The sequence below is a fragment of the Saccharopolyspora pogona genome (genome assembly GCF_014697215.1).
Classification (GTDB): Bacteria; Actinomycetota; Actinomycetes; order Mycobacteriales; family Pseudonocardiaceae; genus Saccharopolyspora; species Saccharopolyspora hattusasensis.
This window is the reverse complement of sequence record NZ_CP031142.1, coordinates 6,988,183-7,009,757: the sequence shown is the minus strand read 5'-3', so window position 1 is coordinate 7,009,757 and position 21,575 is coordinate 6,988,183. Positions and strand designations below refer to the sequence as shown.

Below are 21,575 nucleotides of genomic sequence, written 5' to 3'. Positions count from 1 at the left end.
GACGACCCTCGATACGACCGTCCCCTGTTGGAGTTGCTTCCCGCAGACGGCGTGCTCAGCTGGGTCCGCGACGGCTCCGGGCTCGTCGGCTGGGGCTGCGCGGCCCGCCTCGACGTTTCCGGTCGCGACCGCTTCAGCCAGGCCGACGCCTGGTGGCGAGAGCTTTGTCACCAGTTCGAGGTCGAAGACTCGGTGGGGCTGCCCGGCTGCGGGCCGGTGGCGTTCGCCAGCCTGGCCTTCGCCGACGAGCCCGGGGATTCGGTGCTGATCGTCCCCGAGGTCGTCATCGGGCAACGCGACGGGGTGCGCTGGATCACCACGATCGGCGACGGCTCCGCCGAGCCGCAGCAGCCCGAGCCCGTGCACCCGCCCGGCACGGTGTCCTACAGCGACGGGCAACTCTCCGCGACCGGTTACCGCCAGGCCGTGGCCGAGGCGGTGCGCCGCATGCGGGAAACCGGCGATCTCGACAAGATCGTGCTCTCCCACGACCTGCTGGCCAGCACCTCGGAACCGCTCGACGCGCGGTACCTGCTGCACAACCTCGCCGCCCGGTACCCGACCTGCTGGACGTTCGCGGTGGACGGTCTCGTCGGCGCCACCCCGGAGCTGCTGCTCGAACGCACGGGATACGAAGTGCGGTCCCGGGTGCTCGCCGGCACGGTCTGGCCCCGCGAGGGGCACACCGCCGAACAGCTCGCGGCCGAACTGCTGGCGTCCGCCAAGAACCGAAGCGAACACGCCTACGCGGCGGAGTCGTTGGCGGTCCGACTCCGCCCCTTCTGCAGTGATCTCACGGTGCCGGACGAGCCGGAGGTCCTCCAGCTGCGCAACGTCCTGCACCTCGCGACGAACGTCGAGGGCAAGCTCAGCGAAAGCAACGCGACCACCGGCCCCGCAACGCTGCTGCGCATGGTCGCCGCGGTGCACCCCACGGCTGCAGTCGGGGGAACACCGACCGATGACGCGGTGCTGGCGATCGGCGAGCTGGAAGGGATGGACCGGGGGCGCTACGCGGGCCCGGTCGGCTGGCTGGACGGCAGCGGCAGCGGCAGCGGCGAGTTCGCCATAGCCCTCCGCTGCGCCCAAGTTGAAGCGGCCGCCACGCCCGGCGTCGAGGCCGGGCGTGGCGGCGGCAAGGTGCGGCTGTTCGCGGGATGCGGAATCGTCCCTGATTCCGACCCCGACCTCGAGGTCGCGGAAGCGGAAGCGAAGCTGCTCCCGATCCGCGAGGCCCTCGAAGACGTCCGCTAGCGCGAACCGCTCACTAGTGCTCGTGCAGTAGGGCGTGCGTGCGGTCGAGCTCCGCCACGGCCTTCGGTGGCGCCATCATGACGTGGTTCATGCGCGGCGGTACCCCGGTCGCTTCGCCGACCGGCGGCTTGCCTTTGGTGAACAACCAGGTGTTGAACAGCTCGTCGAGCTGCTTGCCGGAGCGCTGCTCGGCGAGCGCGATGAACTCCTCGATCGTGCCAGTGGAGTAGCGCTTCTCCGACACCCAGGTCCGGACGATGTCCTGCAGGACCGCGTCTCCGACCACGTTGCGCAAGGCTTGCACGGTCATCGCGCCGCGGTCGTACACCGCGTCGTCGAACACGGCCCCCGCACCGGGATCACCCGGCAGGACCTGCCAGAACGGGTCGTCGGCCGGGTGCAGCCCGTAGTAGTAGTCGAAGAGTTCCTGCGCGGTGCCGGTGCCCTGCTTCTCCGACCAGAGCCACTCCGCGTAGGACGCGAAGCCCTCGTTCAGCCAGATGTTGCGCCAGGTGTCCACCGACACCGAGTCGCCGAACCACTGGTGCGCGTTCTCGTGCACCACCACTGAGGTGTTGGCGCCGTTCCGGAAGAACTTGTGGCTGTAGGTCGGCCGGGTCTGGTTCTCCAGCGCGAAGCTCATCCCCTCGGATGAGACCAGTCCGCCCTGCGCCTCGAACGGGTACTCGCCGAGCAACCCACTCAGGAACTCCACGACCTCCGGGGTGCGTTCGACGCTGGCCTTCGCCGCGCCCTCGAACTCGCCGAGGTTGTCGGAGTACGCGCTGACGAACGGCTGCCCGAACGCGCCGGTCTTGGTGCTGATCCCGTACTGCCCGACGCCGATGAACGCCAGGTAGGTGGCGGTCGGTTTCGTCGTGCGCCACTGCCAGGTCGTCCAGCCCGCCAGGCTGGAGCTCTTGGTGTTCACGCCGTTGGACACCACCTCGGTGCCGTCCGGAACGGCGACCGAGACGTCGAAGGTCGCCTTGTCCCTGGGGTGGTCGTTGCTCGGGAACCACCAGGCCGCGATCTCCGGTTCGCCGACCGCGAGCGCACCGTCGGAAGTGCGGATCCACGGCTTGAGGCCGTCCACCTCGACCGTCGACGGCACGCCCTCGTACTCGACGACGAAGGTCGCGAGGCTTCCCTCGGACAACGTCACCGGCGGCGTCACCGTCAGTTCCGTGCCGGCCTGCGAGAACTGCGCAGGCACCCCGTTGACCCGCACCGACTTGGTGGTCAGCGCGAAGTCCAGGTTGAACGCGGTCAGGTTCTGCGTCGGTTTCGCGACGATCGTCGTGGTGCCCTGCAGATGGTCGTCCGCGGGCTCGTAATGCACCTGGATGTCGTAGTGGGAGACGTCGTACCCACCGTTCCCGTAACCCGGGAAGTAGTCGTCACCCGCGCCCGGCGCCCCCGGTCCGTCGCTGCCGGCCAACGCCGGTGTGGCGAGCAAAGCCGTCGCGCAGCACGCCGCCGCCGTGGCTCGCAGGCCGTGTCGTCGAAACACCTGCCACCTCCTCCGAACTTCTTGGTCCGGTAGGAGGATAAGGAAGCTCCTATCTACCAGGCATGTTTTCGGATCACCGTTTTTTCCCACTGTGCAGCGGAAAACCGCGAACGCAGGCACCAAAAACACTGGAGGCTGCCGCACGACCACCCCGATCTGCGGAGAAACAATCACCTTTCGAGCGACATCGGCGCACCGGTGACGCCAAACCAACGTGTGACGCCGCCCGCCCGAACGACGGGACCGACCGAATTCCCGAATGTTGGAGATCAACCGGACACGGCCGAAAAGGCCGCGGTAGTCGGCTGTTTGGGAAGTCGATCCGGCCTTCGTTCTCGAAGCGGCATTGGACACCATCGGCAGCCCCTGATCACGGCGGCTCCGGATCGATCTTCCCTGATCAGCATAGGTGTGCGCTTGCGGACACCAGTGGTTCACGAGGAGCTCAAAGGTCCGCGACGGCAGGAGATCCGGCGCCGTTGCCACGGCTCCGCCGGATCGCCATCACCCACCCGGTCACGATATCCCGCAGTCAGGCGGCACGCCGAGCCGTCAGCCGACCAGGGCAGACCGAACCGCAGTCAGCAACCGCTGGTGTACCGCACGCAGTTTGGCGCGATCCGCTCGCACCTCGACGACCCGCAATCCCGGCCGCCACTGCAGGGCAGCGGTGAACTCGGAGCGCTCCCGCACCAGCACGTGCTCGATGCCATGCGCCGCACAGAGCTTGCCGATGCCGGTTCCGTGCGGTGTCGCGAAGACCCGCTCGAAGGCCTCCCGGTGCTCGGGGCTTCCGTGTTCCAGCAGGGCGAAGATGCCGCCGCCGTCGTCGTTCAACACCACGATCGTCAGATCGGGCCGCTGCTCGTACGGTCCGAGCATCAGGCCGTTGCTGTCGTGCAGGAAAGTCAGGTCACCCAGGAGCGCGTAGGCCGGGCGGCCGTGCGCGACCGCGGCGCCGATCGCCGTCGACACCATGCCGTCGATCCCAGCCACACCCCGGTTGCGGTGCACGCCCACATCGGGCCGTTGGCGCGCGGCCAACGCCACGTCGCGGCTCGGGTTCGACGAACCCAGAACCAGCAGGGCGTGCTCGGGCAACATGTCCACGACCTCGCGCGCCACGGCGGCACCGCTCGGCCAACGCTCCAGGTCAAGAGCCGCGTGCAGCGCCTCGGACGCCTTCTGGTCGGCGTGCTGCCACGCGGTGAGCCAGTCGGGATCGGCGTGTCCCGGCGCGGCGCCGAAAGTCGCCGCGACCTCCCGCAAGTTGTGCGCCGGCGCAGCCCAGTCCACCCCACCGTGCGCGAGCAGCACTTCCACGTCGGTGTCCGCCAGCAATCGTTGGACCTGCCGGAACACCGTCGGGCGGCCGACGCACAACACCTGTTCTGGCCGATGGTCCCGCATGAACTCGGGCAGGTTCAGCAGCCACATCCCGGTGCTGATCGCTGCCGAGCCGCCTAAGCCCACACCGCCGGACTCGGACAGCACCGGCCAGCCGTGACGATCGCCCCATTCGTTGGCGCTCTCGACACCCCAGTCGGCGACCAGCACGAGGCCGCGTCGAGCGTCTACTTGCGACAGTTCACTCGGCGCGCAGCCTCGTTGGGAGACCTCCGTCCACCGGGCATCGCCCGGGCGTCCGGTCAGCGGCTCGCACCACTGGTCGTCGCCGTCGGGCACCAGCGGCTCCCCGAACGGGATGTTCAAGTGCACCGGGCCGCCGCGCGTTCCATCGGCCGCGGCGTGCCAGGCGCGACACACCTGGCTTCGCCAGTACGCGTTCTGCCCCGGGCGGCTCTCGGCGACGGCGAGCTCGTCGAACATCCGGACCTCGGCACCGAACAGCCGGTGCTGATCGATGGTCTGGTTGGCGCCGGCTGCGCGCAGCTCCGGCGGGCGATCCGCGGTCAGCACGATCAGCGGGACACCCGAGTGGTATGCCTCACTCACCGCCGGGTGCAGATTCGTCGCGGCGGTACCCGATGTGCAGACGACCGCCACCGGCAACTGTGTCCGCGCCGCCAACCCCAACGCGAGAAAACCCGCGCTGCGCTCGTCGATGCGTACGTGCAGCCGCAACCGCGCTGCGTGTGCGGCTCGGTGCAGCGCGTAAGACAGCGGTGCGTTGCGTGATCCCGGGGAGAGCACCACCTGCCGCACCCCGTTGCGGACGAGCTCGTCGACGATGACCTCAGCCTGGGCCGTGGACGGATTCAACCGATCACCTCTGAACATCGCTCGGCGAACGCCGACCGAGGGAGCCATGGTCCCCCTCGCCGTCGTCCCCGCAAGCGCCGGGTTACTGCGGGGAGGCCCCCGCCCCGAGCGCTTGCTGCGCCTATTGTCCCAGGTGTGCAGAATCCCCGTGTCTCTGAGCTGTTCGATCCGGCTTCGTGGGAGCCCGTGGCGGGCTTCGACTTCACCGACATCACGTATCACCGCTGCGTCGAGGACGGCCCCGGGAATGGCACCGTGCGCATCGCGTTCGACCGCCCGGACGTCCGCAACGCCTTCCGCCCGCACACCGTCGACGAGCTGTACCGAGCCCTGGACCACGCACGCATGACCAGCGACGTCGGCTGCGTGCTGATCACCGGAAACGGCCCGTCCACCAAGGACGGTGGCTGGGCCTTCTGCTCCGGCGGCGATCAGCGGATCCGCGGTCGTTCCGGGTACCAGTACGCCGACGGCGAGACCGCCGAGTCGGTCGACCCGGCCCGCGCCGGGCGGCTGCACATCCTCGAAGTGCAGCGGCTGATCCGGTTCATGCCGAAGATCGTCATCGCGGTCGTACCGGGCTGGGCCGCCGGCGGCGGGCACAGCCTGCACGTCGTGTGCGATCTCACCATCGCCAGCGCCGAGCACGCCCGCTTCAAGCAGACCGACGCCGACGTCGGCAGCTTCGACGGCGGCTTCGGCTCGGCCTACCTCGCCCGCCAGGTAGGCCAGAAGTTCGCCCGGGAGATCTTCTTCCTCGGGCGCCCCTACACCGCCGAGCAGGCTCACCAGATGGGCATGGTCAACGTCGTCGTCCCGCACGACGAACTGGAGGCCACCGCGCTGCAGTGGTCCCGCGAGATCAACGGCAAGTCGCCGACTGCGCAGCGCATGCTCAAGTACGCGTTCAACGCCATCGACGACGGGCTGGTCGGCCAGCAGCTGTTCGCCGGTGAGACCACCCGCCTCGCCTACATGACCGACGAAGCCGTCGAAGGACGCGACTCGTTTCTGCAGAAGCGGACCCCGGACTGGTCCGCCTTCCCCTGGTACTTCTGAGTCGTCGGGATCGGTTCCGGGCGGGCTCGCACCGCTTTTCCCGGCACGGAACCGGTCCTGCCCGCCATCGCCTGCCGGCCATCGGCCTAAGAGGTCCACCAGCAGGTCGGCCGGGCACACCAGCACGATCAGAACCATCATTTTCGGCTCCCTTCCAAGCGCGTACCAATTTCATCGGCCGGAAATTCGAACACTTGATCGCTAGAACAGGTGATCGAGTGTCGAAGTTCTCGCCAAGGTGGCGCAGCCTGCGGGGCCGGTGCTCACCGACAATGGGCAGATGCCGAAAGCCCGCGACCTGCAGCCGCTTCCGGTGCCACCCGGCACCGGCGCTTTGGACGTGCTGCCTGCGTTGACGCGGGCACTGGACGGCGACGGCCCGGCCCTGCTGCCCGTCGCCGCAGGAAACGTGGAGGAAGCCCAGCGGCTTGTCGCAGCCCTCGCCGACGGCTCGCCGCTGGCCGGTGCCGAAGACCACCCCGACGACCCGACCGCGCTGGTCATCGCCACTTCAGGCTCCACCGGCACGCCGAAGGGCGTGCTGCTCCCGGCATCGGCGCTGCGCGCCTCCGCCGAAGCCACCCACCGCCGCCTCGGCGGCCCCGGCCAATGGCTGCTGGCGATGCCCGCGCACCACGTCGCGGGCATCCAGGTCCTGGTCCGGGCACTGCTGGCGGGAACCAGCCCGCACGCCACCGACACCTCCGCCGGGTTCCGCCCCGACCGGTTCGCCGAGGCCGCCAGCCAGGTGCTCGCCGCGGACGGCCCGCACTACACGGCCCTGGTGCCCACCCAGCTGTCCCGGCTGCTCGACGCGGGCGGCGATGGCCTTGCCACGCTGCGGAAATTCGACGCGGTGCTGCTCGGCGGCGCGGCCACCCCACCAGCCTTGCTGCGGCGGGCCCGGGACTGCGGAATCGGTGTCACCACGACGTACGGGATGAGCGAGACCTCGGGCGGCTGCGTTTACGACGGGCAGCCGCTGGATCTCGCGAAGGTCCACATCGACGGCGAGACCGGGCCGATCCGCCTGGCCGGACCGATGCTGGCCAGGGGTTACCGGCACCAGCCGGACGCGGTGGCGTTCACCGACGGCTGGTTCCGCACCGGCGACCTGGGCCGCTGGCGGGGCGACCGGCTGGAGGTGCTGGGCCGCACCGACGACATGATCATCACCGGCGGAGTGAACGTCGCGCCGCTGGCGGTCGAACGGGTTCTCACCGAGCAGGACGGGGTCCGCGAGGCATGCGTGTTCGGCGTGCCGGACCAGGAATGGGGCCAGTCAGTGGTCGCGGCGGTCGTGCCGGCGGACCCGGCTGATCCGCCGGCTCCGCACGCCCTCCGCACCGCGGTCCGCGAGCGCCTCGGCGCGGCCGCCACGCCGAAGCGCGTCGCTTTCCTCGCGGAGTTGCCGCTGCGTGGGCCCGGAAAGCCGGACCGACGCGCGTTGGCCGCCCGGCTCGATTCCTGACTCCGGCGGGGAGGCTCTCGCCGACGGCCCTCACGGGTGCGCGAAGATGGCTTCCATGGCGACTGTCGCTCAATGGATCGAAGGCGCTCGCATCCGCACCTTCCCGAATGCGATCGCACCAGTGCTCGCCGGCACCGGCGCAGCGGCGGGGATCGACAAGTTCGACCCCGTGACCGCGGTTCTAGCGCTCATCGTCTCCATGCTGCTGATCATCGGGGTGAACTTCGCCAACGACTACTCCGACGGCATCCGCGGCACCGACGACGACCGGGTCGGGCCGTTCCGCCTCGTCGGCTCGGGTTCGGCGAGGCCGGCCGGGGTGCGCATGGCGGCCTGGACCTGCTTCGGGCTCGCGGCGGTCGCCGGCCTCGGCGCGGTAGTCCTAAGTGGACAATGGTGGCTGCTGGCCATCGGCGCGCTCTGCATCGCCGGGGCCTGGTACTACACCGGCGGCACGCGCCCCTACGGCTACGCGGGCCTGGGCGAGATCGCCGTGTTCGTCTTCTTCGGCCTGGTCGCCGTCCTGGGCACCATGTACGTGCAGGCCGACACGATCTCCGGCTCCGGCATCGGCGCCGCGGTGGGTATCGGCTCGCTGTCCAGCGCGGTCCTGGTCGCCAACAACCTCCGCGACATCCCGTCCGACCGGGTCACCGGCAAGCGCACCCTCGCGGTGATGCTGGGCGACCGCGACACCCGCACGCTCTACGTCGCGCTGACGCTCATCCCGTTCCTGATCACGGTCCTGATCGGGCTGCGCAATTCCTGGGCGCTGCTCGGGTTCCTCGCGCTGCCGCTGCTCATCGTCCCGCTGCGCGCGGTGGTCGGCGGCTCGCAGGGACGCGCCTTGATCCCGGCACTGCGCGACACCGGCTTCGCCATGCTGGCCTGGTCGATCCTCACCGCCCTCGCCGTGGCCTTCGGCTGATTGCGGCTGTGCCCCGCCGGACGAAGCGGGGCACAACTCCAGTCCCCGCAGCGATGCGCGCGACCGTCATCGAGCCGTGGTCAGCATTTCCGCACGCCCAACGGGAGCCACCCGCTCCGAAACCAGGTCACACCACGACGGCGGCGAGCACGTATTGCGCGATGTGCTGGGCTTTCTCGCACTGGTCGGCGCCCACGTCGCTCGCCGTCACAGCGACATGCAGCGTTGCGCCCGCCACACCGGCGAAGACGGTGCAGTCGTTCGCGTGCATGGTCCGCGTCCCGCGGACGGTGCCCAGATCCACCTCGTCGCGACCGAGCTTCGCGAAACCCTCCGGTTGGGCGCCGATCACCACGGAACGCGCGCCGGAACGGGCCTGGAAGGTGCAACCGCGCACCGGCGGATCGAACCCGACCTCCCGCGAAGCACCGCTTTCCACCGGGAACGCCAGCACGCTCAGCTCGTCCTGGTCGACCAGCCCGCAGAGCTGGTCGACAGGCAGGTCTGCCAGCCGTTTCCGCTGTTCGGGCGGCACGTTCCGGGTGATCGACGGCGCCGCGGATTCCGTCGTGGACTCCTCCGCCGAAGTGGTCTGCGTCGTCGGCGCGGCGGTCGGCGGAGCCTGCTCGCCGGGCGTGCAGCCGGCCACCGTTCCGAGCAGTGCGACCGCGGAAAGCCAACCCCAACGCCTCACCGACACACCAACCTTCCTGCGTGGGCTCCGCGCTCAGTCTGCCCGGAACTCGCCGGTGGCGTGGAAGTGGTCCAGGACCTTGGTCGGCACGGTCAGGTCCAGGCCGCGCTCGGCGACCCATTCGTCGTCGTAATAAGTGTGCGTGTAGCGCTCCCCGCCGTCGCAGAGCAGCGTCACGATGCTGCCGCTGCGGCCCTGCCGGATCATCTCCGACATCAGGCCGAACACGCCCCACAGGCTCGTCCCGGTGGAGCCGCCGACGCGCCGCCCCAGAACTTTTTCGACCCAGCGGATCGTGGCGATCGATGCCGCGTCCGGCACTTTGATCATCCGGTCGATCGCCTGTCCGACGAACGACGGCTCCACCCGCGGCCGCCCGATGCCCTCGATCAGCGACCCGGAGTCGCTGGTGCGCGTCGGATCGCCGTCCCGCCAGGCGTCGAAGAACACCGAGTGCTCGGGGTCCACGACGGCCAGTTGCGTGTTGTGCCTGCGGTAGCGCAGATAGCGCCCGATCGTCGCGCTGGTGCCGCCGGTGCCCGCACCGACCACCACCCACGCCGGTTCGGCGTGCGGTTCCAGCGCGAGCTGCTCGAAGATCGACTCGGCGATGTTGTTGTTGCCACGCCAGTCGGTGGCCCGCTCGGCGTTCGTGAACTGGTCCATGAAGTGGCCGCCGAGCTCGGTGGCCAACCTGCGGGACTCGGTGTAGATCGCGCCCGGCTCGTCCACGAAGTGGCAGCGGCCGCCCTGCCACTCGATGAGCGACACCTTCTCGCGGCTGGTGGATCGGGGCATCACGGCAATGAACGGCAACCCCAGCAGGCGTGCGAAGTAGGCCTCGGAAACCGCCGTGGAGCCCGACGATGCCTCGATGACCGGCGTGTTTTCCGTCACCCAACCGTTGCAGATCGCGTACAGGAACAGCGATCTGGCCAACCGGTGCTTGAGCGAACCAGTCGGATGTGTTGACTCATCCTTGAGGTAAAGATCGACGCCCCACTCCGCGGGCAGCGGAAAGCGCAGCAGGTGGGTGTCCGCGCTGCGGTTCGCGTCGGCCTCGATGATGCGGACCGCTTCGCTGGTCCAGCTGCGCGTTCGGGTGCAGGAACGGTCGATTTGAGTGCTGTCGGTCACTGGGCTTCCGAGGTTCTCTCGCCGCGCAGCTGCGCGCGGAGCTCTTCTCGGCGCTCCCGGCGTTCGGCCGCACGTTCCGCCATGCCGACGGCGACCCTGCGGCGAAGCCGACCGAACACGAGCATCGACAACGGCATCACGACCACGACGGACACCGCGAGCGCGACCAGGGCGGGAACGTGCACCAGCATCAACACTGCGGCCACCGCGGCCACCATTCCCAACCTGGCGACGGTGTAGAGCGCGATGTCGCGCGCGAGATTCGGCTTCGAGCCCTGGACCGCGGTTCCGACTTCTTGCTGTTCCTGCACGTCATCCAGGGTAGAGCAAGCAGGGCGGTGCCCCGTGGGACCCCGCCCGAAGCGCCGTTTTCGTCCCTTACCTTCCCTTTACCTAAACCCAAACGTTCGAGTACCTGACCATCGAGGTGCCAGGATGCGACCGGAATGCCCGAAAAACCACTACTCGCAACGTGGAGGTCACCTGTGACCGCGACGACCCAGCAGCCTCGCCAGAACGGTCAGGAGCAGCTCCTCACCCCCGGTGAGGTCGCGGCGCTCTTCCGGGTCGATCCCAAGACCGTGACCCGGTGGGCGACCGCCGGCCGGATCGGCTCCATCCGGACCCCCGGCGGCCACCGCCGCTTCCGCGAGTCCGAGGTCCGCACCCTGCTGGCCGAGCTGACCAACGACGTCAACCGGTCGGCCTGAGCGGCGATCAGTGCGGCCCGGCGCCTCGGCCGCCGGATAGCACCCCGCCACCGAAGATCTGAAGATCGCCGGCGGTCCCGGCGACCGCCGATCCAGGTGGCGCCTCGCCCACCACGCGAGGCGCCACCTGGATCCGCCCTTGGCAGTGCCACCTGCGACGACGACAACCGCACCCGGGATTGGCTAATCTCGAAGCGGAACAGTTGGAGGTGGCCACGATGATCTACGTCCTGGCAGCGATCGGTGCGCTCACCGTCGTCGTGCTGATGTGGAAGGCCTTCGGCCCCCAGGCGAGCGGGGCGGCAGGGCGACGTCCCCGGCAGGCCCCTATCGCTCCGGACGACGACCCCGAGTTCCTGCGCCGGCTCGGCGAACAGCAGCGCAAGCCGCGATCCGGAGAGGACGACTGAGCGTGCCGTTGGTGTGGGCGGCAGTGCCCACACCAACGCGACATCAGCCCCGGTTGCGGCCCAGGGCGTGCGGGAAGTCGTCGGCCACGATCGCGGCCAGTTCCAGCAGCGCCATCCGGGTGGGCGCGTCGAGCCGATCCAGCTCCACTTCCGCACCTTCTTCCAGGTGCGGGTCGAACGGGATCTTCGAAACCGCGCGGCAGCGAGCCCCGAAGTGCGCGGCCACCTTGTCCACGTCGACCTTGCCGGACGCCGGGCGCACCGAGTTGATCACTGCGACGGACCGGGACACCAGGTCGCCGTAGCCGTGCGCGTCCAGCCAGTCCAATGTGGCCGAAGCGCTGCGCGCCCCGTCGATCGAGCTGGACGACACGATGACCAGCGAGTCCGCCAGGTCGAGTACGCCCTTCATCGCGGAGTGCATCAGGCCGGTGCCGCAGTCGGTCAGCACCACGTTGTAGAAGTGCTCAAGCAGCGTGACGGTGCGCCGGTAGTCGTCTTCGCTGAAAGCCTCGGAAACGGCCGGATCCTGTTCGCTGGCGAGGACCTCCAGTCGGCTCGGCCCCTGCGAGGTGTAAGAGCGGACGTCGCTGTACTTGCGGATCCGGTGCGCGTCGCGCAGCAGGTGCCGCACGGTCGCGGTGGTTTCCAGCGGGATCTTCTGGCTCAGCGTGCCGCGGTCCGGGTTCGCGTCGACGGCGATCACCCGGTCGCCGCGCAGCGACGAGAAGGTGGAGCCGAGCGTCGCGGTGGCCGTGGTCTTGCCGACACCGCCCTTGAGGCTCAGCATCGCGATCTTGTAACAGCCCTGCAGCGGCTGGTTGATCCGGGTGATCAGCTCGCGGCGCCGCCGATCGGCCGGCCCCTCGCCGAGGTTCACGCTCTTCCCGCTGGCCAGGTAGACGGCCTTGCGCCAACCCGATTGGGGTGACCGTTTGGTCGGCCGGAGCAGCTGAGCGGACGAGAGGTCCTGGCCGAATGGCTGATCCCCGGCGCCGCCGGACGGGGCAGCCTGGGTGTATGACGAAAACGACTGCTGCGGGCCCGGTTGCGGCCCGCCCTGCGGGTTCTGCGGCGCGTACGGGTGCGCGGGGAAGGGCTGATCGCCCGCGCTCGGATTCGGCCCGGACTGCCCACCTGACACCTGCGCGTACGGCCCGGACTGCCCTCCGGGAACTGGCGGCGGCAACGGTCCGGACTGCCCTCCGGAAACTGGCGGCAACGGTCCGGAGGGTCCACCGGAAACCGAGTAGGGACCCGACTGCGCTCCGGGCACCGGGTGCGGACCCGAGATGTTCGGCTGCTGCTGCGGACCGGCGGCCGACCCCGACGGGAACTGTTGCGGGCCGGACTGGTTCGGGTCGGCGTACTGCGGCGGCGCTGCGGCGCCGCTCGGCGCACCGCCCGGGTAGTACGGCTGCGGCGCGTCGCCCATCGAGTAAGCGCCGGACGGCTCGGGCCGCGACGTGTCCGTGTAGGACGGTGTCGGGTGCTCGTCCGCCGGGCGCGGTTGCCCCAGCGACGTCGTGGGCTCGACGTACTGACCGTCCGGAGCCGACGCGGCGCCGTTGCCCGTGGTTTGCGGCTCGGCGACCGCACCGTCGGCCTGCGTCGAGGCGGTACCCGTCTCGCGCCGCGCTCCGGGCTCTTCGTACTGACCGGTCACCGTTGCCGTCCCTCCAACAATCGAGTCGGGCCCTGCCGGACCGAATCGAGATCTCCCCGTCTCCGCAAGGCACGGTAGTCCCAGATATACCCACAAGTTACCGGGGGTGGCAGGTCATTTCCGCCGGCGGTCGCCGCACTGGGAGCCCGAACTGCGCAGGTGGTGGGCGGCGCGCCGGGAAATGCGGCCGTTGCGGCCGATTCGCGGCGGCGCACCGACCGACGCAGATCACGAACTCACAGTCCAGCGTACGAGTGAAGCCCGGCGACGACGATGTTGATGAAGAACAGGTTGAAGATCATGACGGCCAGACCGAAGATGTTGATCCACGCGGCCCGGACGCCCCGCCAGCCGGCGGTGGCGCGGGCGTGCAGGTACGCGGCGTAGACGACCCACGCGATGAACGAGCAGGTCTCCTTCGGGTCCCAGCCCCAGAACCGGCCCCAGGCTGCCTCCGCCCAGATCGCGCCGGCGACGATCGCGAACGTCCAGACCGGGAAGATGATCACGGTGGCGCGGTAGGCCATCCGGTCCAGCGCCTGGCTGGTCGGGAGCCGGGAGCCGAACTTGGCCAGCTTCAGCGGGTTGTTCTCGAACCGGCACCGAAGCAGGTAAAGCACACTGGCCACACCGGCGAAGAGCAGGACACCGCTGGAGACGATCGCCGCCGCGACGTGGATCACGATCCAGTAGGACTGCAGCGCCGGCTGCAGCGGGGCGGCCTTGGCGTAGAGCACCGTGCCGGACAGGAACAGCAGAAGGATGACCGGCAGCAACAGGAAGCCACCGAGTCCGCGCAGCTGCGCCGGGGTGGCCTCGCGGCGCTCGGCGCGCAACTGCCGGAACAGCACGATGACCCAGGCGACCACCGCGGCCAGGCAGATCGCCGAACCGAACTCGTACATGTTGCCCCACGGCACCCGGCCGGTGGCGAAACCGCGCAGCAGAAGGGAGGCAGCGTGCACCAACGCGCCGAGCACGGTCATGGCGACGGCCATGCCGCCGAGGCGCTCGCTCAGCGGGCGCTTCTGCGGGGTCTCAACGTGCCCGATCACCGGGGTCGAGGTGGCCCCTCCACCGGCGTTGACCAGCGCCGACTCGCGCTTGCGGACTCCCGCCCCGGTCCTGCCGTAAGCGAATTCCCCGAAGTACAGCAACATCGCGGCGATGTAGACGACCACGGAGGTCGCGTACGCCATGTCGCTGTAGGTCGACAGCGTCTGATTGACCGGCATCAGCTCTTCCTTTCGCGCGCGGGCCCTGCGACCGCGCGTGACTGCGGCGAGTGATCGACACCCGTGCCGAGCAGGTCGGCGGTAAGCCTGGTGAACTCCTCGCCATAACCGGCCTGATCGGTTCGGGCGAGTCCGCCGACTTCGACAACGGTACGCGCGGAACCGGAATCATCCGGTTCCGGGCTCGGCACGGCACGGACCCACACCCGGCGGCGCTTGATGGTCAGCGAGGTGCCGATGCCGAAGATGATCGCGATGGCGAAGCCGAGCACCCACGGCTGGAACGGGTCGTGCGAGACCTGCAGGTTGGCCCAGCGTTCGACACCGTCGAAGTGGACCCTGGTGCCGTCGTCGAGGCGGATCTCCTCGCCGGGGCGCAGGTTCTGCCGGGCGACCCGCTTGAGCCTGCCCTGGTCCACCATGGACTGATCGATGCTGAAGATCGACTGGCCGCGCCCGGAGTCGAGGCCGAGGTCTCCGCGCAGCACGTCCACGGCCACGGCCGGATCGAGCAGGTCCGGGAAGCCGGAGCTCAGGACCTTGCCGTCGAAGGCGGCGGTGGGCGCGAACAGGCCGGTGATCGCGAGCTGGCTCTGACGCCGCTGCACCTCGTCCTGCACGCCCGGCGGGTCGAACTTGGTGGCGCCCTGCGACAGCATCGTCTGAACGGAAACCGGCTGCCACTGGATGAGCCCGGTGCGCTGCTGGCCGTCGGGGAACGTGACCGTGAACTTCGGGGCGTAGCCGTTGCCGGTCAGGTAGACGCGGTCGCCGGCGATACGCAGCGGGTGGTTGACCTGCAGCAGGTAGGGCTGCCAGGTGTTGGTGTCGAGGTCGCCACCGGCCTGATACTGCATGTCGACGCGGTAGCTTTCGACCTGCCCGGTCGGCTGGTACTTCACCTCGAAGTCGTTGAGGCGCACGCAGAACGGGTTGAGCTGGGTGCCGTCGACGGTGAGCCCGGCGCGGAAGGAGTCGTAGTTGTAGGTCCCGGAGTTGCAGAACTCGGAGCCGTCGGCGACCACGATGACCTGGCCCTCGTAGCCGTACAGCTTGCCGCCTGCGACGCCGATGAGCATGCCCACCAGGGCGAAGTGGAAGACGAGGTTGCCGATCTCCCGCAGGAAACCGCGCTCGGCGCTGATCGAACGCGCGCCATCGGCCTCTTCGCGTTCGACCATGCGCCAGCCGCGCAGCCGCGTGCGGGCGGAGGTCATCACCTCGTCGACCGAGGCGTCGAGGGTGGCCTGCTCGTAGTGCGGTATCCGGCCGAGGTTGCGCGGCGTCCGGACCGGCTTGCTGCGCCACTGCTTGTAGTACTCCCAGCAGCGCGGCAGCAGGCAACCGATCAGCGAGATGAACAGCAGCACGTAGATGGAGGCGAACCAGACCGAACTGAACACCTCGAACGCACCGAGCTTGTCCAGGATCGGCGCGAGATTCGGGTAATCGCTGAAGTACCGTTCCACTTCGGTCTGGTTCAGCGAGCGCTGCGGGATCAGCGCACCGGGCAGCGCGGCGAGCGCGAGCAGGAACAGCAGCACCAGCGCGGTGCGCATCGAGGTCAGCCCGCGCCAGGTGTTGCGCAGGAACGCCAGGGTCGCCTTGAGGAATCCGGGCATCAGATCAGCGTCTCGAAACCGGCGATCGGACCACGCAGCACCGCGATCAGCTCTCCCCACAAACCGGTGGCGAGCAGCAGGCCCACCACTACCAGCAGAACGCCACCCACCATCTGGATGGCGCGGGCACGCCGACGCAGCCAGCCGGCGCTTCGGATCGCCCACCGGGCCCCGATCGCCAGCAGCACGAACGGCAGCCCCAGGCCCACGCAGTAGGCCAGGACGAGCAGTACGCCGCGGACAGCCATGCCGGTACCGGCGTCGGTGGCGATCGCCACCGACGTGACCCCGGCCAGCGTCGGGCTCAGGCACGGCGTCCAGCCGAGCCCGAACACGGCCCCCAGCAGCGGCGCACCCCACACCCCGGCGCGTGGCACCCGGTGCAGCCGAACATCGCGCTGCAGGGCCGGCACGAAACCGAGGAAGACCAGCCCCATCGCGACCGTGACGACCCCGCCGATGCGCTGCAGCAGCAGCTCATTGGCCAACAGCACGTCTGACAGACCGAGGAGGATGAGCGTTCCCGAGGCGAAGACAGCGGTGAACCCGGCTACGAAGAGCAGGGCGGCTCCGGCGACCCGCCAGCGCCCGCGGCGGCCTTGCTCGGCCTCCGCGACGTCCACCGGCGGCGCCTCGGCGCCGACGACACCGGCCAGGTAGGCCAGGTATCCGGGCACCAGCGGCACCACGCAGGGCGAGGCGAAGCTGATCGCCCCGGCGAGCACTGCAATCGCCGCCGCGAACAGCAGCGGACCGGTCGCGGCGAGCTCGGTGGGGTTCACACTTCGAGGGTAGGAAAGTCAAGAGGGCGATCTACCACCGGGCTCGGTGAACCGGCCCACATCTTTCCTGGTGAACGTCTTGCGCAGGCACGACGAAAGCCTGCCAGGGCCTTAGGTCCCGCGTTTTCGGGACCACCGGACACTCCTCCGGGCGGCCAGGAGGCGAGCATCACACCGGGCCGGAGCCCAGCGCGCGCCCGCTTCCGCATGGGCCGCCACCTGCACGTACGGATGGTCCGGCGCGGCGTTTTCGCGCGAAATCGCCGCTCACCCACCGGCACGCCTGGAACCCTCAGCCCTGCTCGGCGGCGACTTTCTGGACTTCGGGGAGCAGCTCGCTCTCCAACATCTCCGTCAGGAAGACCGCCGCGACGCGGTGCTGCCGGTCGAGGACGATCGTGGCCGGGACGGTGCTGCGCGGGAACTGCCGCAGCGCCAGCAGCGTGCGACCCGAGGGGTCGAAGATCGACGGGTAGGTCAGCTTCCGGTCGCGGTGGAAGTCCGCGGCGGCCGTCTGGCTGTCCCGCACGTTGATGCCGAGCACCTGGACGCCCTGGGCGGCGGTCTTGTCCTGCACCGCCTGCAGGTCGTCCGCCTCGGACCGGCACGGCCCGCACCACGAGCCCCAGATGTTCAGGACGACGACCTTGTCCTTGAAGTCATCCAGCCCGATCTGCTTGTTCGGTTCCAGGAGGCTCTCGCCGGACATGCCGGAAACCCGGCCGCGCTGCTCCGGCGGGTAGAAGATGCGGGTCTGCCCGCCGGGCGAGACGAAGGTGAACTCACCGCCACCGCCCTGCGAGACAGCATCGTCGCCCTGGGTCGCGCAGCCGGCGACCAGCGCTAACGCCGCCGCGACCAGCCCGAACCGCACCAACAGTCGTTTCATGCCCCTGTCACCTTCGGATCGGTTTCCCCGGCCGGTTCGACGTAAGCGATCCGCACCAGTTCTTCGCCGCGGAACACCAGGCTCGTCAGCGACGCCAGCGAGCACTGCCGCCGCCGCGGGTCGTGCCACATCGGCTTGCCTTCCAGGAAGCGGCGCAGCGTCCAGATCGGCAGCTGGTGGGAAACGCACACCGCCTCGTGACCGGCGGCGGCCGCCCGGGCCCGGTGCGCCGCGCCCAGCATGCGGTGCGCGATCTGCAGGTACGGCTCACCCCACGACGGACGCAGCGGGTTCCACAGCTTCGGCCAGTGCTTCGGCGACCGCAGCGCACCGTCCCCGACCGAGACCTTCAGGCCTTCGAAGCGGTTGTCGGCCTCGATGAGCCGCTCGTCGGTGGCCACGTCGAGTTGGAACGCCGCGCTGATCGGGATGGCGGTCTGCTGCGCGCGCTGCAACGGCGAAGCGACGACGTGCGTGACCTCGCGCCCGGCCAGGAACTCCGCGACGATCTTGGCCTGCTGTTCGCCCCGGTCCGACAACCGGTATCCCGGCAGGCGACCGTAGAGGATGCCGTCGGGGTTGTGCACCTCGCCGTGGCGCAGGAAGTGCACCACGGTCTTCTCGCCGGTCATGCGCGCGCCTCCGGGGCGGTGGCCGCGGCGGCGGCCCGGGCGGCGTGCGGCAGGGCTTCGGCGATCGTCTCGAATGCCGCCTCGTCCATCGCCGCGTTGACGAACCAGGACTCGAACGCGCTCGGCGGCGCGTAAACACCGCGCCGGAGCAGCTCGTGGAAGAACGCGGGAAACCGCCAGACCTGCTGGGCCTGCGCCTGTTCGTAGTTGTGCACCGGGGTCTCGCTGAAGAAGACGCTGACCATGTTCGCGGCGTATGCGACCTGGTGCGGCACGCCTTCCGCGGTCAGCGCCGCGCCGAGCAGTTCGCCGAGCCGCTTGCTGTTGCGGTCCAGCGCCGCATAGACCTCGGCGTCGGCGGCGCGCAGGTTGGCCAGCCCGGCGGCGACCGCGACTGGGTTCCCGGACAGCGTTCCCGCCTGGTATACCGGCCCGGACGGGGCGAGACGGGCCATGATGTCGGCACGTCCGCCGAAGGCCGCCGCGGGCAGCCCGCCGGACATCACCTTGCCGAACGTGTAGAGGTCACCGGCGATGCCGTCGATGCCGAACCAACCGGCCGCGGAAACGCGGAAACCGGTCATGACCTCGTCCATGATCAGCAGCGCCCCGGCGGCACTGGCCAGCTCCCGCAGCCCGGCGTTGAAACCGGGCAGCGGCGCGACCGCGCCCATGTTGCCCGCCGCGGCCTCGGTGATCACGCAGGCGATCTGGTCGCCCTGCTCGGCGAAGACCTGCCGCACGGCTTCGAGGTCGTTGTAGGGCAGCACGATGGTGTCCGCCGCCTGGGCACCGGTGACGCCCGGCGATGTCGGCAGCCCGAGGGTGGCGACCCCGGAGCCAGCGCTGGCCAGCAGCGCGTCGACGTGGCCGTGGTAGCAGCCGGCGAACTTGACGATCTTCTGGCGGCCGGTGAACCCGCGGGCCAGCCTGACGGCGCTCATCGTCGCCTCGGTGCCGGAGTTGACCAGCCGAACCTGCTCGACCGGTTCGACGCGGTCGATGATCTCCTGGGCGAGGTGGATCTCACCGGCGCCTGGCGTGCCGAAGGAAAGCCCGTGCGAAGCGGCCTCCTGCACTGCCCGGACCACGTCGGGGTGCGCGTGGCCGTTGATCATCGGCCCCCAGGAGGACACCAGGTCGACGTACCGGTTGTCGTCGGCGTCCCACAGGTAGGCGCCTTCGCCGCGGGCCATGAAGCGCGGTGTGCCGCCTACCGAGTGGAACGCCCGGACCGGCGAGTTCACGCCGCCCGGCGTCACCGCGAGTGCGCGCTCGAACAGCTGCCGCGACCGCGGAGCGTCGTTCGAATTCGATGCGGGGTTCGCAGGAGCTGTCACGTCCCCAGTCTGACAGGCGCGGCGCAGTGACCGGTCACACCCCGTTGGACTAACGGCGGCGGGCCCGTGACGCCAGCACCAACTGCCGGATCGCGTCAAGCAGCAGCAACCCGGCCAGCGTCACCACACCCACGGAGGTGCCCAGCCAGCTCCCGATCGACCTGGTGACGACGTCGACGGCGCCTTGCGGTCCCGGCAGGTAGATCGTCACTGTCCCGCGCTGCCACGCCCACCAACCCACGAGCAGCAGCACCACGGCAACGACGAGCTCGATCCCGGCCACGGCGGCCCGCCACGGCTGGTTCAGCCCGGCCGAACGAGTTGGTTCGTCGGCATGCTCGGCGCTTTCGGTGTCGACGGTGAGTTTCGGCCCGTCGGCAGGCCACGGTTCCGGAGTCGTCACGCGAAGAAGCGTCTCACGACTCACCGTGCACACCGCAAACAGCCGAGCAAGCGCTGCTCCAACCGCCGGGCAGCGCCGTGAGCGACTACTCCTCCACCAGGCGGGCCAGGGCCGCCGACAGGGCTTCGGGGTCCTTCGCCCAGGCCAGGACCACTTCGTCGGGTTCGAGGCGCAGCGGCACCTCACCCGTTCCCTTCGGGATCGTCCAGCTCCCGCCGAGCACTCGTGCCCCCACGGGCGCTCCTACATCGGTGACCGCCGCGATGCGGCTGACCGCGAGCTCTTCCCGTCCCTGCACCAGCTCTGCCGGCGTCAGCCGCACCGAAACCAGTCGGCGGCGGCCGTACACCCAGGTCGCGGCGGCGGCCGCGAGCACACCGCCGACCAGCAGCCACGCCGCCGCGTTCACCGAGCCCGGTGTCAACGCCTCGACGCCGAACCCGAGCAGCGCGAACACCGGTCCCCACAGCACCGGCCACCAGCTGCTGCCGCGCTCCGAATACAGCACCGGTTCAGTCATGCTCACCCGTCAGCCAGTCCGTGCTCGAACGCCGCCACATCAGCACCGCGGCGATGGCCCCCAGGATGAGCAGGACCACGTTCACGCTGAACACCGCCCCGGTGCCCAGCAGCATCACCAGGTGCAGCAGTGCGAACACCGACAGCACGACGCGGGCCCAGGGGCGCCGCTTGAACAGAAGCGCCCCCAACACCAGGTAGGCCGCCACTAGCACCGCGGCGATCCCGGTGTTCATCACGAGCAGTTGCTGCGTGCGCTCGACCGCGTCCGCCGGTGTGGCCTGGCGCCGCTCGATCATCCGTCCCGCCAGTTCGGCGCGCCCGAACCACATCAACGCCGTCTGCCACGCGAGCACGAGCGCCACCACCCACCACAGGACGATGGCGTAGCGCAGCGGTCGCGGCGAATCCATCAGAACCGGCTCGCCGCCTTGAAGTACCAGTTCGACGGCTTCAGGTAGGCCAACGTGAGGAACACGATCATCCCTACCAGGCCCAACCCGGTCTGGCTGTAGGACAACGCGAAGTACGAGCTGGGCAGGTTCGCGCCGTCCAGGTCACCGGACATCGTCATGCTGCCGCCCTGGATCAGGGCGATGACGCCGAACAGCGTCCAGAGTCCCGCGAACACCGTGAGCGTGATCCGCGCCCAGTTCTTCCCGGCCCGCATCTTGAAGCCGAAGAGGATCCACAACCCGGTCAGGACCAGGTAGATGATCGTGATGAAGACGAAGAAGAACAGCATGACCCCGTTGGCGACGGACGAGATCTGCTGGTCGAGATCCGGGTCGCCCATACTGCCGGCGATGGAGTCGTTCACGAAGCCCTGCAGCAGCATGTAGCTCAGCACGGACAGCACCGTGGCCAGCAGCGGCACGACGATCGCGATCCAGAACGCGATCTCCACGGTGATCGGCCGCTGGAACGTGCTCAGCTCCTGCGCCGGAACCGGCGGCGCCGCGAACGGATTCGACTGCGGGTACTGCGAATACCCGCCCTGCGGATGTTGCTGCGGAAAACCACCGGATGGAGTCCCGCCCTGCGGGTACCCACCTTGTTGCCAAGGATTTTGCGGTGAAGTCACGCGG

Annotated in this window: 22 protein-coding genes; 6 read left to right on the top strand and 16 right to left on the bottom strand. The window is 69.5% G+C overall.

The window, feature by feature from the left end:
• Positions 1-27: 27 nt before the first annotated feature.
• A complete protein-coding gene (locus tag DL519_RS32880) occupies positions 28-1,254 on the top strand; it encodes an isochorismate synthase (RefSeq protein ID WP_223839857.1) in 1,227 nt (408 codons plus the stop codon).
• A gap of 13 nt (positions 1,255-1,267) precedes the next feature.
• Here DL519_RS32880 and DL519_RS32875 read toward each other — a convergent pair whose 3' ends face one another.
• Together DL519_RS32875 and menD are read right to left on the bottom strand one after the other, a co-directional pair.
• Entirely contained in the window at positions 1,268-2,767 is a 1,500-nt protein-coding gene (locus DL519_RS32875) for a M1 family metallopeptidase (RefSeq protein ID WP_190820605.1), read from the bottom strand.
• A 552-nt stretch (positions 2,768-3,319) separates the two neighbouring features.
• Positions 3,320-4,990 carry a 2-succinyl-5-enolpyruvyl-6-hydroxy-3-cyclohexene-1-carboxylic-acid synthase gene (gene menD, locus DL519_RS32870; RefSeq protein WP_190820603.1) on the bottom strand — a complete coding sequence of 557 codons (1,671 nt, stop codon included), beginning with the start codon at positions 4,988-4,990 and terminating at the stop codon, positions 3,320-3,322.
• 135 nt (positions 4,991-5,125) lie between these two features.
• On the opposite strand from menD, the gene DL519_RS32865 reads away from it, so the two are divergent.
• From DL519_RS32865 to DL519_RS32855, 3 genes are all read left to right on the top strand, one after another.
• Positions 5,126-6,049 carry a 1,4-dihydroxy-2-naphthoyl-CoA synthase gene (locus DL519_RS32865; protein ID WP_190820601.1) on the top strand — a complete coding sequence of 308 codons (924 nt, stop codon included), beginning with the start codon at positions 5,126-5,128 and terminating at the stop codon, positions 6,047-6,049.
• Positions 6,050-6,329: 280 nt separating this feature from the next.
• Complete coding sequence (gene menE, locus DL519_RS32860) at positions 6,330-7,520, top strand: o-succinylbenzoate--CoA ligase (protein WP_190824364.1); 1,191 nt, start codon at positions 6,330-6,332, stop codon at positions 7,518-7,520.
• A gap of 55 nt (positions 7,521-7,575) precedes the next feature.
• Positions 7,576-8,448: a 1,4-dihydroxy-2-naphthoate polyprenyltransferase gene (locus DL519_RS32855; RefSeq protein WP_190820599.1), complete on the top strand. Its 873-nt coding sequence runs from the start codon at positions 7,576-7,578 to the stop codon at positions 8,446-8,448.
• Between the two features lie 127 nt (positions 8,449-8,575).
• Here DL519_RS32855 and DL519_RS32850 read toward each other — a convergent pair whose 3' ends face one another.
• The 3 genes from DL519_RS32850 to DL519_RS32840 are packed head-to-tail and all read right to left on the bottom strand — an operon-like array spanning position 8,576 to position 10,590.
• The gene (locus DL519_RS32850; protein ID WP_223839855.1) at positions 8,576-9,142 is read right to left on the bottom strand and encodes a DUF3558 family protein; all 567 of its coding nucleotides are present in this window, start codon (positions 9,140-9,142) and stop codon (positions 8,576-8,578) included.
• Between the two features lie 33 nt (positions 9,143-9,175).
• On the bottom strand, positions 9,176-10,279 hold the full coding sequence (locus DL519_RS32845) for an L-cysteine desulfhydrase Cds1 (protein WP_190820595.1): 1,104 nt from the start codon (positions 10,277-10,279) through the stop codon (positions 9,176-9,178).
• Positions 10,276-10,590, bottom strand: coding sequence for a DUF4229 domain-containing protein (locus tag DL519_RS32840; RefSeq protein WP_223839853.1), 315 nt, complete (start codon positions 10,588-10,590; stop codon positions 10,276-10,278). Before DL519_RS32840 ends, DL519_RS32845 begins: the two co-directional genes overlap by 4 nt.
• Before the next feature lie 174 nt (positions 10,591-10,764).
• Between DL519_RS32840 and DL519_RS32835 the strand changes: the two genes are divergently transcribed.
• Both DL519_RS32835 and DL519_RS32830 read left to right on the top strand, forming a co-directional pair.
• Positions 10,765-10,989: a BldC family transcriptional regulator gene (locus DL519_RS32835; protein ID WP_168585575.1), complete on the top strand. Its 225-nt coding sequence runs from the start codon at positions 10,765-10,767 to the stop codon at positions 10,987-10,989.
• Between the two features lie 218 nt (positions 10,990-11,207).
• Positions 11,208-11,399 carry a hypothetical protein gene (locus DL519_RS32830; RefSeq protein WP_190820593.1) on the top strand — a complete coding sequence of 64 codons (192 nt, stop codon included), beginning with the start codon at positions 11,208-11,210 and terminating at the stop codon, positions 11,397-11,399.
• Between the two features lie 43 nt (positions 11,400-11,442).
• Here DL519_RS32830 and DL519_RS32825 read toward each other — a convergent pair whose 3' ends face one another.
• The 11 genes from DL519_RS32825 to DL519_RS32775 all read right to left on the bottom strand — a co-directional run bounded on the left by DL519_RS32825 (position 11,443) and on the right by DL519_RS32775 (position 21,571).
• Complete coding sequence (locus tag DL519_RS32825) at positions 11,443-12,834, bottom strand: MinD/ParA family ATP-binding protein (protein WP_397545082.1); 1,392 nt, start codon at positions 12,832-12,834, stop codon at positions 11,443-11,445.
• Between the two features lie 467 nt (positions 12,835-13,301).
• Positions 13,302-14,300: a c-type cytochrome biogenesis protein CcsB gene (gene ccsB / locus DL519_RS32820; protein WP_190820589.1), complete on the bottom strand. Its 999-nt coding sequence runs from the start codon at positions 14,298-14,300 to the stop codon at positions 13,302-13,304.
• Positions 14,300-15,922 carry a cytochrome c biogenesis protein ResB gene (resB, locus tag DL519_RS32815; RefSeq protein ID WP_190820587.1) on the bottom strand — a complete coding sequence of 541 codons (1,623 nt, stop codon included), beginning with the start codon at positions 15,920-15,922 and terminating at the stop codon, positions 14,300-14,302. Before resB ends, ccsB begins: the two co-directional genes overlap by 1 nt.
• The gene (locus tag DL519_RS32810; protein WP_190820585.1) at positions 15,922-16,704 is read right to left on the bottom strand and encodes a cytochrome c biogenesis CcdA family protein; all 783 of its coding nucleotides are present in this window, start codon (positions 16,702-16,704) and stop codon (positions 15,922-15,924) included. The genes resB and DL519_RS32810 overlap by 1 nt, the downstream gene beginning before the upstream one ends.
• A 292-nt stretch (positions 16,705-16,996) precedes the next feature.
• On the bottom strand, positions 16,997-17,593 hold the full coding sequence (locus DL519_RS32805; protein WP_190820583.1) for a TlpA family protein disulfide reductase: 597 nt from the start codon (positions 17,591-17,593) through the stop codon (positions 16,997-16,999).
• Positions 17,590-18,225, bottom strand: a complete 636-nt coding sequence (locus DL519_RS32800) for a histidine phosphatase family protein (RefSeq protein ID WP_190820581.1) — start codon at positions 18,223-18,225, stop codon at positions 17,590-17,592. Before DL519_RS32800 ends, DL519_RS32805 begins: the two co-directional genes overlap by 4 nt.
• The gene (gene hemL / locus DL519_RS32795) at positions 18,222-19,565 is read right to left on the bottom strand and encodes a glutamate-1-semialdehyde 2,1-aminomutase (protein WP_190820580.1); all 1,344 of its coding nucleotides are present in this window, start codon (positions 19,563-19,565) and stop codon (positions 18,222-18,224) included. Before hemL ends, DL519_RS32800 begins: the two co-directional genes overlap by 4 nt.
• Positions 19,566-19,614: 49 nt before the next feature.
• Positions 19,615-19,968 (bottom strand): hypothetical protein, encoded by a 354-nt coding sequence (locus DL519_RS32790; protein ID WP_190820578.1) that lies wholly within the window; start codon positions 19,966-19,968, stop codon positions 19,615-19,617.
• An 85-nt stretch (positions 19,969-20,053) separates the two neighbouring features.
• Positions 20,054-20,488 carry a hypothetical protein gene (locus DL519_RS32785; RefSeq protein ID WP_190820576.1) on the bottom strand — a complete coding sequence of 145 codons (435 nt, stop codon included), beginning with the start codon at positions 20,486-20,488 and terminating at the stop codon, positions 20,054-20,056.
• A complete protein-coding gene (locus DL519_RS32780) occupies positions 20,481-20,900 on the bottom strand; it encodes a hypothetical protein (protein WP_190820573.1) in 420 nt (139 codons plus the stop codon). The genes DL519_RS32785 and DL519_RS32780 overlap by 8 nt, the downstream gene beginning before the upstream one ends.
• Complete coding sequence (locus DL519_RS32775) at positions 20,900-21,571, bottom strand: proline-rich domain-containing protein (RefSeq protein WP_190820571.1); 672 nt, start codon at positions 21,569-21,571, stop codon at positions 20,900-20,902. Before DL519_RS32775 ends, DL519_RS32780 begins: the two co-directional genes overlap by 1 nt.
• Positions 21,572-21,575 lie beyond the last annotated feature (4 nt).